This is a genomic window from Streptomyces nigrescens (assembly GCF_027626975.1).
In the GTDB taxonomy this organism is placed as follows: domain Bacteria; phylum Actinomycetota; class Actinomycetes; order Streptomycetales; family Streptomycetaceae; genus Streptomyces; species Streptomyces nigrescens.
Genome location: NZ_CP114203.1, coordinates 8319832 through 8335020, shown reverse-complemented (window position 1 = coordinate 8335020; position 15189 = coordinate 8319832). Strand labels below are relative to the sequence as shown.

The window sequence follows — 15189 nt, the reverse complement described above, 5'->3', positions numbered from 1 at the left end:
GTGGCCACTACCGCGCCGCCTTGAAGCGTGCGGGGTGGATGGTGTGCGCGATCTCCTCGACGGTGTCCGCGTTGCCGACACCGGCGATCGTCGTCCGCTCCGAGCCGATCCGCAGGAACTTCCCGTTCCGCACCGCCGCGAGCCCCTTGGTGGCGGGGAAGCTCTTCAGGAACGCCGCGGCCTCGTCGTACGCCTTGGCGTTGGCCGCCGCATCGCCGCGGTTGCGGACCCCGAGCTGGATCCAGTCCGGGTTCTTGGCGACCACGTCCTCCCAGGAGACCGGCTTGAAGTCCCCGTCACAGCCCTCGAAGACATTGCGCGCCCCGGCCTGGCCGATCACGGCGTTGGCCACCTGCTTGCGGCAGACGGCGACCGGCTGCTTGGTTCCCGCGTCATAGTCGAAGAAGAAGTACGTCGGCCGCTTGCCGGGCGGGATATCGCCCACGGCCCGGCGCACCTTGCCGGTCTTCGCCCGCATCCCCGCGACGAGGGCGTCCGCCCGCTCGGCGGTGCCGGTCACCGCGCCCAGCCGCTTGATGTCCGCCTCCACGCCGGACAGATCGCGCTGCGGCTTCTTGGCCATCGGCGCACAGGCGGTCGACGCCAGGTAGAGGTGCTTGATCCCTGCCGCCGTGAACTCCTCCGCGGTCGGCGCGTCACCGGCCCCGCCCATGGTCTTCATCGCCGCGAAGGAATCGATGTACAGATCGGCGCCCGATCCGAGCAGCTTCTCCTTGGGGATCACGGACTTCGACAGCACCGGCACCTTCCGGGCCCTGTCGTCCAGACCACCGGGCAACGTGCCCTTGCCGGGCGGGAATCCGGTCCCGATGACCCGGTCACCCGCGCCCAGCCGCAGCAGCATCTCCAGGGCGGCGGCATTGCTGGTGACGATCCGGCGCGGCGCGCCGGCGAACGTGGTGGTGGCGCCCTGGCAGTCGGCGACCCGTACGGGGAAACCGGCCCCGCCCTTTCCCGGCGCGCCCTGGTCCGTGCCCGGCCCGCCGCCCGCTCCGCTGCCGCACGCGGTGGCGGCCAGCGCGACAACTACCGCGACACCGCACAACTTCCAAGGACGCATGGCGCTTCTCCCCTATGCCTCACCAGCCGGTTGACCGGCCGTGTCACCGGCCGCATCGGCGTCCGGCGGGCCGCAGACGCGACCCGGCACAGGTAGTCGGCCGGGCACCGGGGGCGGTTCCAGGACGACCGCGTCCTTTTCGGCCGGAGGTATCCCCGTACGAACACCGGCAGGCCCCACCCCGGTGCCAACGGGCGGCCGCACTCCTCGCCGCCGCGGGAGCGAAAAAGGTGACGCGTCATCACAGCATCGGAAGGCTGGTCGATGACGACGGATGTGCCGGGTGGGGCGGCAGCCTCGCACGTCAGTCAGGTGAACGTCGGCGCGGTGATGCAACAATTCGGCCAGGGGTGGTACAGGAGGTATGTGAGCTCCCAACCGCCAATCGGCCCGCCCAGCGGCCCCCTCAGCGGGGAACCACCGCCCAATCAGCCGCCTCCTTGGCGGCCCCGGCGGCAGCCCCCTCGGCAGCACCGGTGGCGCACTCCACTTGTACTCATCGGTGCGGTCGTTGCCGTTACTGTGATCGCGGCGCTCGCGCTCGCGTTCAGCGGCGGCGAAGACGAGGGTGAACCTTCAGGTAGCTCCTCCCCGGTCCCGAGCGTCAGTTCATCTGCGGCAGCCAGCGATCTCGCGAAACGCGTGACACTGACACCCAAGGATTGGGGTGGTACATTTGTTCGAGATTCTCCCTATCAGAGCACTGGTTTGACTTGGGTAGTGATCGACCAAGACTGCAAAGTCACGACGGAGTCGCCGGTTGGTGCACTCGCTGCGCTGCAGCGCAACGCCAAAGAACCAGGTGACACGGCGTTTTCCTACTCTGCATTCATCGCCTATAAAGAAGCGAACTCTGCCAAGCGCGGCATTGCCCGGCAGCGCGAGCCCCTGCAGAGATGCCCGAAAATGAGCGATGCCGGAGGCAAGACGCAGTACGACAATGTCCACGAAGTCGCCATTCCTGACCTGAAGGGTTTTGATGCCCTGGTGGCCGAGGAAGGTCACATCAGCTCCAGTGCCGATGGCCAGAAGGTAGACGCCGAATACACGCTCCTCACAGGCCGCAAAGGACAGTTCGTACTGCAGTCGTTCATCAACCGCGCGTCCGGGGCCCAGGAGCAGAACCGCGACGACGCGGTCAATGCCCTCTCGCTCATGCTGGGCCGCCTTAAGAGCAGTTGACTTCATTCACCTGCCATGGCCTGCGAAGCCGAGGAGCCGGGTCCGGAGCTGTCAGCGGGCGGGGGCGTGCAGGGCATCTCGTTCGGATCCTCGTTACGCCGCGCGCTGTAGCGGACGTGGAGGAACTCCCGGGCGCCACGCAGCCGGGTGCGTACATGCCGCTGGGTGGCGCGGCTGTCGAGGCGGACGTCGAGGGCCCCGGGCATACGGGTGTCGGCCCGGCGCCCGGCAGGCAGCCGGGTGGCGTCGAGCCCGTCGCGCCGGGCGATGAGAGCGCCGAGTTCATGGCGGCTGAGGGCGTCGGCTCCGGCGAGGTGGCACATCCCGGGCCGGTCGGACAGGGCGAGTTCCCGCAGAGCGGAGGCCAGGTCTGCGACATGCACGGGGCAGCGGATGTCGTCGGTGAACAGGACGCCGTCACGTGTGCCGGCAGCCAGGGCGTGCACCAGGCGCTCGTGCACGGATCCGCCGTCTCCGATGATCAATGAGGTGCGGGCGACCGCGGCGGCCGGTGCCAGGAGCCGCACAGCGGTCTCGGCGGCGGCCTTTGCCGCGCCGTACGGGGTGACCGGGTCGGGCAGGCAGGACTCGTCGTAATGAACGCGGGAGCCGGAGAACACGGCGTCGCTGGAGACATGGACCAGCCGGCAACCGCGTCTCGTCGCGGCCATCGCCACGCGGATCGAGCCGTCGGCGGTGACCGCCCAGTCGCTCTCTCCGCTCGTGACGTTGATGACGGCGTCGGGGGCGACCGTGGCCAGTAGCTCGTCGATGTGCCCGGGGGCGCGAAGGTCGAGTGGATACCACGAGGCTCCGGGAACGCTGCCGGGGCGGGAGTGGTACGTCGCGGCCGTCTCCCAGCCCGCAGCCGTGGCCTGGCGCACGAGTTCCGTCCCCAGGAACCCGCTGCCGCCGATGACCAGGACCTTCATCGCGCCCATGCCGGTGTCCATGTTCCGTTGTCGCGGTGGGCGGGCCGGGCGGCGCCGAGGTAGGTGCGGAGTGTGGTGAGGGCGGGGTGCGGGTTGTCGCTGCGCCAGATCAGCGAGTGCGGGTAGACCGGTGTCGGGTCGTGTACGGGCACGCGCCGCAAGTCCTGGTCGGCGGGCCAGACCAGGCGGGTCTGTGCGCCGACGAAGGTCGCCAGCGAGGCGGAGTCGGCGATCGTGTCGAGGAGCGGCTCGGTGCCGAAGTCGGGGCCGGTCGCCTCGATGGTGAGGCCGAACTCCGCGGCGAGTTCGTCGTAGTAGGCGGCCCACTCGGTACCGGCGATGACGCCGGGCATCCAGATCCGGTGCCCGGCGAGCTGCGCCGGGGTGACCGCGCGGGCGGCCGCGTACTCATGGGCCGGCCCGGTGAGGAGTTGGATGGGCTCATCGAAAACCCGGGCGGACTCGACGCCGTCGGGGAGTTGCCGCGCGGGCAGGGTGACCGCGCGGAACGACGCGTCGATCGTGCCCGACCGGACCGCGGCGAGGGCCGCGTCGGCGTCGAAGAGCGTGGTCACCACATCGAGTGCGGTCCCGGGATGCGCGCGGTGGAAGTCACGCAGCAGAACCGCCGGCCCGAGCCGCCGGCCGATCACATCGATGCGCAGCGCGCGGCTTCCGGGCCGCACCGAAGCGGCGGCCCGCTCCTCGACCCGGAGGAGTTCGCGGGCATGGGGCAGGAACGCCTGCCCGTCGATGGTGAGCCGGGCGCCGCGCGGTGCGGGTGAACAGCCGCACACCGAGGTCCTTCTCCAGCGCGGCGATGCGCTTGGAGACGGCCTGCTGGGTGATCGACAGGGTGGCGGCGGCTTCCTGGAACTGTCCCGCGTCCGCGACGGCGACGACGGTGCGCACGGCAGTGAGATCCACGCCGGTCATCCTAGAGGCACAACATCTGGTTGTGGCTCTCCGGGCGCATCGGTTGTTTGATCAGCCGACTCGCTGCTGGCTTTGATGTCCCCGGTCAACGTGGCGTTGTCCGGCCGCGGGAGCGAGGGGTGTGGTGTGCGTGGGGGTCAGGCGGTCGCTGGGGCGGCAGTTCGGGTGGCTGTGGGCGTCGTATGCGGTCAGTACGCTCGGCACCCGGCTCGCGTTCGACGCGTTCCCCCTGATCGCCGTCCTGGTGCTGCACGCCGGGCCGGCGGAGGTGTCGTTGCTGGCCGCCGCGGGGCTTGCGGTGGGGGCGGCGGTGGCGGTGCCGCTCGGCCCGTGGGTGGAGTTCCGCCGCAAGCGGCCGGTGATGGTGGCGATGGACCTGGCGCGGTGCGTGGCACTGATGAGCGTCCCCGCCGCGTACGCACTCGGTTTGCTCAGTTTCGTCCAGCTCCTGGTCGTGTCCGTCGTCGTGGGTGCGGCCGACATCGCCTTCAATGCGGCCAGTGGCGCGTATCTGAAGGCGCTCGTACGGCCGGAGGACCTGCTCGTCGCGAACGGGCGATTCGAGTCCACGAACTGGACCGCCACCGTGCTCGGACCGCCGGTCGGCACGGCCTCGATCGGGCTGTTCGGTCCGGCGATGACCGTCGTGGCCGATGCGGTCAGCTATCTGCTCTCAGCCGCGGGGCTCGGTGCGATCGGCGGCCGTGAGCCGCGCCCCGTGCGCACCGGTGCGCACGGGGCGCGGCTCCGCCCCGGAGACCTGCTCGAAGGGTGGCGGTACATCCTGACCCACCCGGCCCTGCGGCCCCTGTTCTTCAACACGGTCCTGGTCAGCGGCCTGATCATGGCGGCCTCGCCGCTGCTCGCCGTCCTCATGCTCGGCGACCTCGGGTTCGCGCCCTGGCAGTACGGCCTCGCGTTCGGCCTGCCCTGCGTCGGCGGCCTCATAGGATCACGGCTGGCCCGCCCACTCGTCGCGCGGTTCGGACGGCACAAGGTCATGCTCACCGCCGGGACACTGCGCGCCTGCTGGTCGCTCGGGCCTGCCTTCATCCGGCCCGGTGTGGCCGGGCTCGTGCTCGTCATCGTCGTCGAGCTCGGGCTGATCACCTGCATGGGCGTGTTCAACCCGGTGTTCGCCACCTACCGCCTCGATCACGTCCCGACGAACCGGATCGCCCGCACTCTCTCGGCGTGGTCGGTCACCAGCAAGGCGACTGTCGCAGCCATGACCGGCCTGTGGGGCCTGCTGGCCGGCATCGCCGGCCCCCGCACCGCGATCGCCCTCGCCGGTCTCCTCATGCTGACGACCCCGCTCCTGCTCCCCCGCCACGCCCACACGCCGCGCCGCGAGCCGGGAGCCGCACCTGACACGCCCTTGGTGGCGGCTGGTTGAGAGGGGAAGCGGACACGGGCCGAGGCTTCCCCACCAACCGGCCGACGTGGCACGGGACTTGGCCGACGCCGACCCGATGCGATCTGGCCCGGCCCGAACAGCACTCCCCGGGCCCGACCGACCAGCACACCTAAGGGGTGACGATCGGAAAGGCGGGGTCGGGCTTGTCCAGGAGGGCGCTCAGGGGTCGAGGCCGCTGCCCTGGGGGCCGTACAGGTCGAGCAGGCGGGTGCGGGTGCCGTGCAGCCGGTCGGCCACCGTCTTGGCCACATAGCGGTACACCGCCCGGCCGAGGACGGGGTCGGCTTCGCACAGGTCGCGGACCGCCCTGGCGTCGAACTCCACGGCCTCCACCGGGCCGACGGTCTCCGCTCCCAGGTGCCACAGATAGGGCGGGAACAGCCAGGACCAGCCGAGCAGTTCGTCACGGCCGAGGGTTTCGACGATCGCCGCCCGGCGCCCGGGGACGTGCTGGTCGAGACACACCTGTCCGCTGCGGATGATCCAGAACCGGTCCGCCCGCCGGCCCTCCTCGAAGAGCCGGGTGGCCCGCGGCAGCGACACCTCGATGGCGACATCGGTCAGCCGCCGGCGCCGGTCGGGCGGCAACTCGTCGAACAGGTTTTTGATCGTGGTCATGCGTCCTCCGCTCGCTGTCTGCACGATATGCGGAGCTTTGCGGGGATCGGGGGAAGGCTCGGCCCGCCGGGTGCCCGGCGGGCCGGAACCCGAACCCGTCTCAGGTCAGCTGACGTCGCACCAGGTCGTGCAGCCGGCCGCCGGTGTCGGCGAGCAGCTCGGCCGGGGCGCCCTGCTCGACGATCCGGCCCTGCGCCATCACGATCACACGGTCGGCGTCCATGACCGTGGACAGCCGGTGGGCGATCACCAGCCGGCTGGCGCTGAGCTTGCGGGTGCTGTCGATGACGATGCGCTGGGTCTCGTTGTCCAGGGCGCTGGTGGCCTCGTCGAAGAACAGGATCTTCGGGCGGCGGACCAGCGCCTGGGCGATCATCAGGCGCTGCCGCTGACCGCCGGAGATCGCGCCACCGCCGGAGATCATGGTGTGCAGGCCCATCGGCATCCGCTTGATGTCCTCGGCCAGGCCCGCCATCTCGGCGGCCGCCCAGGCCTCTTCCTGGGTGAAGGCCTCGGCGCCGCAGATGCAGTCCAGGATCGAGCCGGTGAGCGGCTGTGCGTTCTGCAGGACGACGCCGCACTGACGGCGCACCGCCGCCTGGTCCAGGGCTGCCAGGTCCTGGCCGTCGTAGAGCACACTGCCCGAGGACGGCTTGTCGAAGCCGATCAGGAGCCGCAGCAGGGTCGACTTGCCGCAGCCGCTGGGGCCGACGACGGCCACGAACTCGCCCGGCCGGACCCGCAGCGAGACATCGTCGAGGACGAGCGGGCCGTCGTCGGTGTAGCGGAACGAGAGCTTCTTGGCCTCGATGCCGCCGGCCAGGGTGCCGGGCTGGGCACTGGCCCCGCGTACTTCCGGCTTCTCGTCCAGCACCGGCTTGATCTGCTCGAACATCGGGAGTGCGGCGGCGGCCGAGACGAACGCGCCGGTGATCTGGGTGACCGCGGTCAGCAGCATGGTCACCGAGGTGTTGAAGGTGAGGAAGGAGGCGGCCGACATGGTGCCGCGGGCCGGACCGGCCAGCAGCATGAAGAGGGTGAGCGAGCAGAGCGGCAGATAGACCGCGTTGAGGACGGTGGTCAGATTCTTGATCCGGCCGGCCTTCTGCTGGAGTTCACGGGAGCGGGCGAACTCGCGGGCCCAGGCCGCGTACGCGAAGCTCTCGGCCGCGGCGACCCGCAGTTTGGGCAGTCCCCGCAGGGTCTGGAACGCCTGGTTGTTGAGCTTGTTGCCGAGCTTGACCAGCCGTCGCTGCCAGCGCAGCTCCCACAGGCCCATGGCGAGGAACACCGCCCCGATGACGAGCAGCATGGCGACCGCCGCCAGCGCCAGCGGCACGCTGTAGAGGAGCAGCAGCACCAGGTTCATCGCGCCGATGGTGGTGGACTGCACCGCCACCGGACCGAGGCCGGACAGCACCCGCCGGATGCTGCTGATGCCCATCGCGGCACTGGCCAGCTCTCCGGTGGAGCGTTCGGTGAAGAACTTCGTCGGCAGCCGCAGCAGCCGGTCCCACACGGCCGGCTGCAGGGCGCTCTCGATGCGGCCCTCCATCCGCAGGACGGTGAGGTTCTGCAGCAGCATGAAGGCGGCGGAGACAATGCTGGTGATCATGACGGCCAGGGAGACCTGCACGATCAGGCTCTTGTCCGCGCTCGGTACGTACTCCCCGAGCACCTTGCCGGTCGCGATGGGGACGAGTGCGCCGAGGCCGACGGTCACCAGTCCGCTGAGGGCCAGATTGCGGACGTCCATACGGGTGCCGCGCAGGCTGAAGAGCATCAGCCGCCACAGGCTCATGGGCCGCTCCGGCAGCGGGCGGTAGAACATCACGGCGCGCGCTTCGAATTCGTCGGCGTTGTCCTTGCCGATGCGCATCCGCAGACCGGAGACCGGGTTGACCGCCTCATAGCGGCCGCGGCGCCACAGCAGCGCCACCGGGGCACCGGACTTGGCGCGGTGGCCCACCAGGGGCCCGGTGTTGGTGCGCCACCAGCGGCCCTGGAGCCGGACCGCGCGGGTCCGGATCCGCGAGCTGACCGCGATCCGTTCGACCGGGGTGATCCGGTCGTTGACGGCGCTCCCCTTCGGTGGCTCGGTGAGCGTGATGCCGGCCGCCTCCGCGACCGTGCGGCAGATCGCGAAGGTGGTGTCATCGCCGGTCCGGTCGGTCCCGGCGCTGCCCCGCCCGGCCCGGTCCTGCCGGCCGATGGACGCCAGCAGCGCCTGGTCGGCGCGCTCGCGGACGGTTTCGCCCGCCTTGATACCGGCCGCCGTACGGTCCTCGTGGGCGCGCTCCAGCTGCTCGATCCAGCGGTCGACGGCGGACAGCAGCCGGTACTGCTGATTGACCATCTGCTGCCACAGCTCGGAGTCGACCAGCAGATCGCCGGCCGCCTCCGCGCTGTAGGAGGCGCCGTACTGCACGCTGCCGGGCGGGACCGGCATCCACAGGATGTCGTCGTCGGCCACCGCGTCATCGCCGGGCCGGCCGTCGAGCGGTGCCTCGAACAGCACACCGAGGCTGCGGGCGGTGCCCAGCGCGAAGGCGTGCTCCAGCGGGGAGGGCGCCTCGCCCTGGACGTCGTACGCGGGGTCGTAGCCGTAGCCGCCCTGCGTGCCGTACTGCGGATACGACCCGGTGTCGCCGTACTCGGGACGGGGCAGTTCGCGCAGGGGGATGCGGCGCACCAGGCAGTCCTGGGAGGGCCGGCCGAGCAGGGTGTGCTGCGGGCCGGCGACCGGGCCGAGCAGCAGAGTGCCCGCTTCGAGCCGGCCGAGGAAGTGCCAGTGCCCTTCCTGGGCGGCGTCGACCGCGAAGAGATCCAGCGAGCCGCCCGTGACGAGCCACAGCACATGCGGGCCCTCCAGGGGAACGCTGCGCAGCCCGGTGCAGTCGACGGGTGTGCCGAGGCTGCCCAGCGCATGGGTCACGGCGTCGGTGTCGCCCGGTCCCACGACCGCGGGCGGGGGTACGGACACGTCAGTGCTCCTTGACCAGCTCGGCGTACGGGCCCCCGGCGGCGACCAGGTCCTCGTGCCGGCCGCGTTCGACGACCACCCCGTGATCGAGGACGACGATCTCGTCGCTGTCGCGGACCGTGCTCAGCCGGTGGGCGATGACGACACAGGCACAGCCGCGCCGCCGCAGGTTGTCCATGATGATCTGCTCGGTCTGCGCGTCCAGGGCGCTGGTCACCTCGTCGAGGACCAGGATGCTGGGGCGCCGGACCAGTGCGCGGGCGATTTCCAGCCGCTGCCGCTGCCCGCCGGAGAAGTTGCGGCCGTCCTGCTCGACCCGGCTGTGGATGCCGTCGGGGCGAGGGGCGATCACCTCGTCGTAGAGCGCGGCGTCCTGGAGGGCGGTGATCACCGCGTCGTCCGGGATCGACGGGTCCCACAGCGCCACGTTGTCGCGGACCGTGCCCTCGAAGAGGAAGATGTCCTGGTCGACGAAGGAGACGGAGGCGGCCAGCGCGCTGCGGGAGAGGTCCTCCAGTCGCTGTCCGTCGATGCGGATGGTGCCTTCCCAGGGGCTGTAGAGGCCGGAGATCAGCCGGGAGACGGTGGACTTGCCGCTGCCGGAGCCGCCGACGAGGGCGACCTGCCGGCCGGGGCCGACGGCCAGGGAGAAGCCGGTCAGCAGCGGTTTGTCGAGCGGGCTGTAGCCGAAGGTGATGTCCTCCAGCGTCACATGGCCCTTGAGCCTGCGGGTGTCGGCCTCCGGCTCGGGGCGTGAGTAGAGGGTGTCGACGGGGAAGCTCTCGACGTCCTTGAGGCGGGCCACATCGGCGGCGAAGTCCTGGATCCGGCCCGCCACTCCGTTGAGCCGGGTGAGGGGCGCGGTGAAGCGGGTCACCAGCGCCTGGAAGGCGACGAGCAGACCGATGGAGATATGGCCCTCGACGGCCCGCAGTCCGCCGATCCACAGGATCAGTGCGCTGTTGAGCGTGGCGAGGGTGGGGGCGACCACGGCCAGCGCGGCGCTCGGCACGCCCAGGCGTTGCTGCACCTCCAGGGTGGTGGCGTGCTGTCCGGCCCAGCGGCGGAAGTAGCCGTTCTCCCCACCGGTGGCCTTCATCGTCTCGATGAGCTGGAGACCGGTGTAGGAGGTGTTGGTCAGCCGCGCGGAGTCGGCGCGCAGCTTCTGGGTGTGGGTGGACCGCAGCCGGATCACGATCCGCATGGCGACGACATTGAGCAGCGCGATTCCCACGCCGATCACGGTCAGTTGGGGGTCGTACGTCCACAGCAGGAAGGCGTAGAGGACGACGACGATCCCGTCCACGCCCGCGGCGGCGAGGTCACGTGCCAGCGTTTCGGCCACCGCGTCGTTGGACTGCAGCCGCTGGACCAGGTCGGCCGGGCTGCGCTGGGCGAAGAAGGTGACCGGGAGTCTGAGCAGATGGCGCAGGAAGCGGGCGCTGGTGAGGGTGGAGGAGATGATGCGGCCGCGCAGCAGATTGGCCTGTTGCAGACCGGTGAGTACGGCGGTCAGCGCGACCATGGCGGCCATCGACGCGAAGAGCGGTCCCAGCAGCGAGGTCTGGTTGCCGATCAGGAACATGTCGATGTACGTACGGCTCAGCGCGGGCACCGCCGCGCCGACCGCGACCAGCAGCAGGCTGGCGAGCAGCGCGGCCAGCAGGGTGCCGGTCGTGCCGCGCATCCGGGCGGGCACGGCGCCGAGGACGCCGGGCTTGCGGCCGCCCTTGTGGAAGGATTCGCCGGGTTCGAGGACCAGGGCGACGCCGGTGAAGCTGGTGTCGAAGTCCTCCATCGCCACGAAGCGACGGCCCTTGTCGGGGTCGTTGATGTGGACGCCGCGGCGGCCCATGCGGCGGCCCATGCCGTCGTAGACGACGTAGTGGTTGAACTCCCAGAACAGGATGGCGGGCGCCTGCACCTCGGCGAGCGCGGCCGGTTCCATCTGCATGCCCTTGGCCTGCAGCCCGTAGCTGCGGGCCGCCTTGAGCAGATTGCTGGCGCGGGAGCCGTCGCGGGAGACACCGCAGGCGATCCGCAGCTCTTCGAGCGGCACATGCCGTCCGTAGTGGGCGAGCACCATGGCCAGCGAGGCGGCGCCGCACTCCACGGCCTCCATCTGGAGGACGGTGGGCGTGCGGACGGTCTTCGTCTTCTTGGGCTTGGGGGCGGGCGCGGCACGGCGGGTGCGGCGGGCCCCGGGCGCGGGCTCCGGGCGGTGGCGGCCGCGGACGGGCGGCGGCAACTGCTGCTGCGGGGCGGCGGAGTCGTGGGGGGCGGTCACGGCAGCAGCCAATCGATCGGGTGCTGCGCGGCCAGGTGGACGGCGCCACTGGCCGGCGTCATGGAGTCGACGGCGTACGGCGGGCCGTCGGAGGTCGACCAGGCGTAGCCGGATTTGCTGTGCGGGACGGCGTCGAGCTGTACCAGGACCGCGACCGGCTGGCCGTGCTGCGAGAACTCCTCGCCGAGCTGGCTGCTGCCCAGGAAGGTGCTGATCCGCTGGCGTGACTGGGCGGTCCTGCCGACCGCTTTGACCCGCCCGCGCAGCACGCCGTACTGCTGGGTCGGCACGGACTGGACGGTGAGGTCGACGGACGCGCCGACGGGGACGGTGGCGCCGCTCTCGGCCGGTACGTACAGCGTCGCCGTCAGGGGGTCGCCGGCACGGGCGATGCGTTCCACGGAGGCCACATCCGCTCCGGTCGTGACGACGGAGCCGATCGTGGCGACCATCGTGGTCAGCCGGCCGGCGGCGAGCGTACGGACGACGGTGGTGGTGCCCTGGGCGGTACGGACCCTCAGGACGGGGGTGTGGGCGGCCACCCGCTTGCCCTCTTCCGCGAGTACGGCGGTGACCTGGCCCGCGACGGGGCTCTGGAGGACGTAGCTGCCCTGGCCGTGGGTGAGGATTCCGGGTGCGTTCAGGGTGGATGACACTGTGCCGGTCACCGCCCATACGGAGGCGGCGACCACGAAGAGGACCGTGACGATCAGTACGAGCCAGCCCTGGGGGCGGGCGAAGCGCACCGGAAGGTCGATCTCCTCGGGCGATTGCAGCTTGGAAAGGGCCTGTTGGCGGAACTGCACGACACTCTTCCCTCAACTGCAACGATCTGGTGCGGACGGGTGGTGGCCGGCGCCCCGGCGCCCGGATGGAGTCCGGGCGGACCGGGGCAGCCGGCCCGGCATGTCGGCAAGGAGGGGGCGCCGACCTGCCGTTGTCACCGTTCAAAGCCGGCTGTGCCGCTCAGCGGCACAGAAGGGCTCAGAGACCGGCGACCAGGCCCGTGGCGGTGCCGACGACGCCCGCGGTGTCGGTGCCGGCGACACCGTCGACCAGGCCGGTGGCGGTGCCCACGGCGCCCGAGACCGGGGCGATGGAGTCAACGGTGCTGGTGGCGGTGCCGACCACGCCGCCGACGAGGCCACCGGACACGTTGTCCAGGTCGCTGTCGGAGATTTCCTGCGTCTGAACCTGGGGGGTGGAGTTCATGATGATTCCCTTCGGATGAATATCTCGAAAAAGCTGCGTCCGAACCGTCCGGTGGGGGGCCCGGCCGCAGCAGCGGCAGTCGGGTTCCCGAAATCGGGAACCGGGGGGTGACTCCCGCAGTGCGAAGGATCAAAGCATGCAGGCGCGTTGCGCTGCTAATCGGGTAGCCGCAGATCCGGGCGCGATCGCCCCTTTGAAATACCTGACGTGCACGCACGTCCATGACTTGGTGGCAGCTTCTTCACATCTCCTTCGGTTTCTTTTCCGGGACCTCGGCAAGCACCCTTTCGGCGAACTGGACATTCCGTCACCAAAGCGCTAAGTCGCAGGTCAGCGTGGGGATGGGTCACAGGAGACCGTGTGCCGACTGCACATTCGGTGTGCAGATTTTTTGAAGGCCGCCGATTTTTGCGACACCTCGACGCGGTGCGGGCAGACACCTCCGGCGCGCGCTTCCGGCGGAGCCGCGCCGAATGTTGCATGGGCATTAAGTGTGCCCGATTCGCCCGGAGTTCATGGGCGCTATTTGAGGTCTTGAACGTATTGAATGGACGCATCGCCGCTATCCGTATGCCATTTCCATGGAAACGGATCGAGTGACCGGAGAACGGACATAACCGCATAACGGAGGGTCTTCGGACCCGTCGGTAATGGGCGATTACCGACGGAAACACCGGCACCCCGGTGGCAGCCGCTCAGCGGCTGCGGCACCGTGAGAGGGACGCTGCGGGGCCGGCGCCCCGGGAAGGAGCCGTACGTGGAGCCCGTCGAGGCGCTGGAGCGGATCGCCTTCCTGCTGGAGCGGCAGGGAGCGGTGAGCTACCGCGTCCAGGCGTTCCGTACGGCCGCGACGGTGATCGGCGCGCTGTCCGCCGACCAGCTGCGCACCCGCGCCCGGAACGGTTCGCTGGGACGCCTCAAGGGGCTGGGGCCCAAGACCACCCGGGTGATCGAGGAGGCGCTCGCGGGCGCGCGGCCCGAGTATCTGACGCACCTTGAGGAGGAGGCGGGCGGGCCGCTGGTGGAGGGGGACCAGGGGCAGCGGCTGCGCCGGGCGCTGCGCGGTGACTGCCATCTGCACTCGGACTGGTCGGACGGCGGCAGCCCGGTCGAGGCGATGGCGCGGACCGCGCGCGACCTGGGACACGCCTGGTGTGTGCTGACCGACCACTCCCCCAGGCTCACCGTCGCCCGCGGACTGACCGCCGAGCGGCTGCGGCAGCAGTTGTCGCTGGTGGCGGAGGTGAACGAGCGGCTGGCGCCGTTCCGGCTGCTGACCGGGATCGAGTGCGACATCCTCGACGACGGCTCGCTCGACCAGGAGCCGGAGCTGCTGGAGCGGCTCGATGTGGTGGTCGCCTCGGTGCACTCCAAACTGCGGATGGACAAGGCGCCGATGACCCGGCGGCTGCTGGAGGCGGTCCGCAACCCGCTGGTGGACGTGCTCGGCCACTGCACCGGGCGGCAGATCACCGGTAAACCGCGCCCGGAATCGCAGTTCGACGCCGGAGAGGTGTTCGCGGCCTGCGCCGAGCACCACACCGCGGTGGAGATCAACTGCCGGCCCGACCGCTTCGATCCCCCGCGCCGGCTGCTCCGCCAGGCGCTGGAGACCGGGACCCTCTTCTCCATCGACAGCGACGCCCACGCACCGGGCCAACTGGACTGGCAGATCTACGGCTGTGCCCGTGCCGAGGAGTGCGGCGTTCCGCCGGAGCGGGTCATCAATACCTGGACGGAGCGCCAGTTGGGCACCTGGACCCGGACGGGCCGGACCCCGCACCGCTGACCGCGCCCGCCGCCGTACTCCCGCGCTCCGCGCGGAGCGGCGTTGCTACCCTCGCCTCCTCATGGACATGCGCACAGAAGACGAGTGGGTCGCCGTCCCGCCGGGGCGGGTGACACTGTCGGACCGGCGGACACAGCGCAGTTGGGCGGTGGAGCTCGCGCCCTACCGGCTCGCGCCGTTCCCGCTCACCCAGGCGCGGTACGCACAGGTCACCGGCGAGCGGCCGAGCAGCGCGCAGGGCGACCGGCTCCCCGTCGAGGGCGTCTCGTGGTGGGACGCGGTCCGGTTCTGCAACGCCCTGTCCGCACAGGAGGGGTTGGCGCCCGCGTACCGCCTGCACCCCGGCGTCGAGCGGATCGAGTGGGACACCTCCGCCGACGGGTACCGGCTGCCGACCGAGGCCGAGTGGGAGCACGCCTGCCGTGCCGGTACAACGGAGGCGCGGTACGGGCGGCTCGACGAGATCGCCTGGCACCGCGGCAACTCGCACGGGCGGATGCACGAGGTGGGCGGCAGACAGCCCAACGCGTGGGGCCTGTACGACATGCTGGGCAATGTGTGGGAGTGGTGCTGGGACCTCTACGACGCCGAGGTCTACGGCAGCTACCGGGTGCTGCGCGGCGGCGGCTGGTTCGACGAGCGCTGGAGCTGCCGGGCCTCGGTGCGGCGGCGCAGCCACCCGACCTTCCGGATCGACGACGTGGGGTTCCGCGTCGCGCGTTCCCTCTGACAGGGCCGGCGGCGAGGCTCCC

11 protein-coding genes and 1 pseudogene are annotated in these 15189 nt (G+C 70.7%); 4 read left to right on the top strand and 8 right to left on the bottom strand.

Annotated features, from left to right (window positions below; translation table 11 throughout):
- Positions 1–7: 7 nt before the first annotated feature.
- On the bottom strand, positions 8–1081 hold the full coding sequence (locus STRNI_RS36625; protein WP_277412771.1) for an ABC transporter substrate-binding protein: 1074 nt from the start codon (positions 1079–1081) through the stop codon (positions 8–10).
- 522 nt (positions 1082–1603) lie between these two features.
- Between STRNI_RS36625 and STRNI_RS36620 the strand changes: the two genes are divergently transcribed.
- Positions 1604–2263 (top strand): hypothetical protein, encoded by a 660-nt coding sequence (locus tag STRNI_RS36620; RefSeq protein WP_277412770.1) that lies wholly within the window; start codon positions 1604–1606, stop codon positions 2261–2263.
- Positions 2264–2265: 2 nt separating this feature from the next.
- On the opposite strand, the gene STRNI_RS36615 is transcribed toward STRNI_RS36620, so the two are convergent.
- Both STRNI_RS36615 and STRNI_RS36610 read right to left on the bottom strand, forming a co-directional pair.
- On the bottom strand, positions 2266–3195 hold the full coding sequence (locus tag STRNI_RS36615) for an SDR family oxidoreductase (RefSeq protein WP_277413371.1): 930 nt from the start codon (positions 3193–3195) through the stop codon (positions 2266–2268).
- A pseudogene (locus tag STRNI_RS36610) lies at positions 3192–4131 on the bottom strand (LysR family transcriptional regulator). The gene STRNI_RS36615 and the pseudogene STRNI_RS36610 overlap by 4 nt, the downstream one beginning before the upstream one ends.
- A 130-nt stretch (positions 4132–4261) precedes the next feature.
- On the opposite strand from STRNI_RS36610, the gene STRNI_RS36605 reads away from it, so the two are divergent.
- Complete coding sequence (locus STRNI_RS36605) at positions 4262–5527, top strand: MFS transporter (RefSeq protein WP_277412769.1); 1266 nt, start codon at positions 4262–4264, stop codon at positions 5525–5527.
- A gap of 180 nt (positions 5528–5707) precedes the next feature.
- Here STRNI_RS36605 and STRNI_RS36600 read toward each other — a convergent pair whose 3' ends face one another.
- The 5 genes from STRNI_RS36600 to STRNI_RS36580 form a co-directional block, all read right to left on the bottom strand.
- Positions 5708–6166: a cyclic nucleotide-binding domain-containing protein gene (locus STRNI_RS36600; protein ID WP_266450886.1), complete on the bottom strand. Its 459-nt coding sequence runs from the start codon at positions 6164–6166 to the stop codon at positions 5708–5710.
- 100 nt (positions 6167–6266) lie between these two features.
- Positions 6267–9149, bottom strand: coding sequence for an NHLP bacteriocin export ABC transporter permease/ATPase subunit (locus tag STRNI_RS36595; protein WP_159491022.1), 2883 nt, complete (start codon positions 9147–9149; stop codon positions 6267–6269).
- 1 nt (position 9150) lies between these two features.
- Positions 9151–11436 carry an NHLP family bacteriocin export ABC transporter peptidase/permease/ATPase subunit gene (locus STRNI_RS36590; protein WP_018091742.1) on the bottom strand — a complete coding sequence of 762 codons (2286 nt, stop codon included), beginning with the start codon at positions 11434–11436 and terminating at the stop codon, positions 9151–9153.
- Positions 11433–12242: an HlyD family efflux transporter periplasmic adaptor subunit gene (locus STRNI_RS36585; RefSeq protein ID WP_018091741.1), complete on the bottom strand. Its 810-nt coding sequence runs from the start codon at positions 12240–12242 to the stop codon at positions 11433–11435. Before STRNI_RS36585 ends, STRNI_RS36590 begins: the two co-directional genes overlap by 4 nt.
- 178 nt (positions 12243–12420) lie before the next feature.
- A complete protein-coding gene (locus tag STRNI_RS36580) occupies positions 12421–12648 on the bottom strand; it encodes a hypothetical protein (protein ID WP_018091740.1) in 228 nt (75 codons plus the stop codon).
- A gap of 757 nt (positions 12649–13405) precedes the next feature.
- On the opposite strand from STRNI_RS36580, the gene STRNI_RS36575 reads away from it, so the two are divergent.
- Both STRNI_RS36575 and STRNI_RS36570 read left to right on the top strand, forming a co-directional pair.
- On the top strand, positions 13406–14437 hold the full coding sequence (locus STRNI_RS36575) for a PHP domain-containing protein (RefSeq protein WP_277412768.1): 1032 nt from the start codon (positions 13406–13408) through the stop codon (positions 14435–14437).
- A gap of 61 nt (positions 14438–14498) precedes the next feature.
- Positions 14499–15167, top strand: a complete 669-nt coding sequence (locus STRNI_RS36570; protein WP_159491016.1) for a formylglycine-generating enzyme family protein — start codon at positions 14499–14501, stop codon at positions 15165–15167.
- Positions 15168–15189 lie beyond the last annotated feature (22 nt).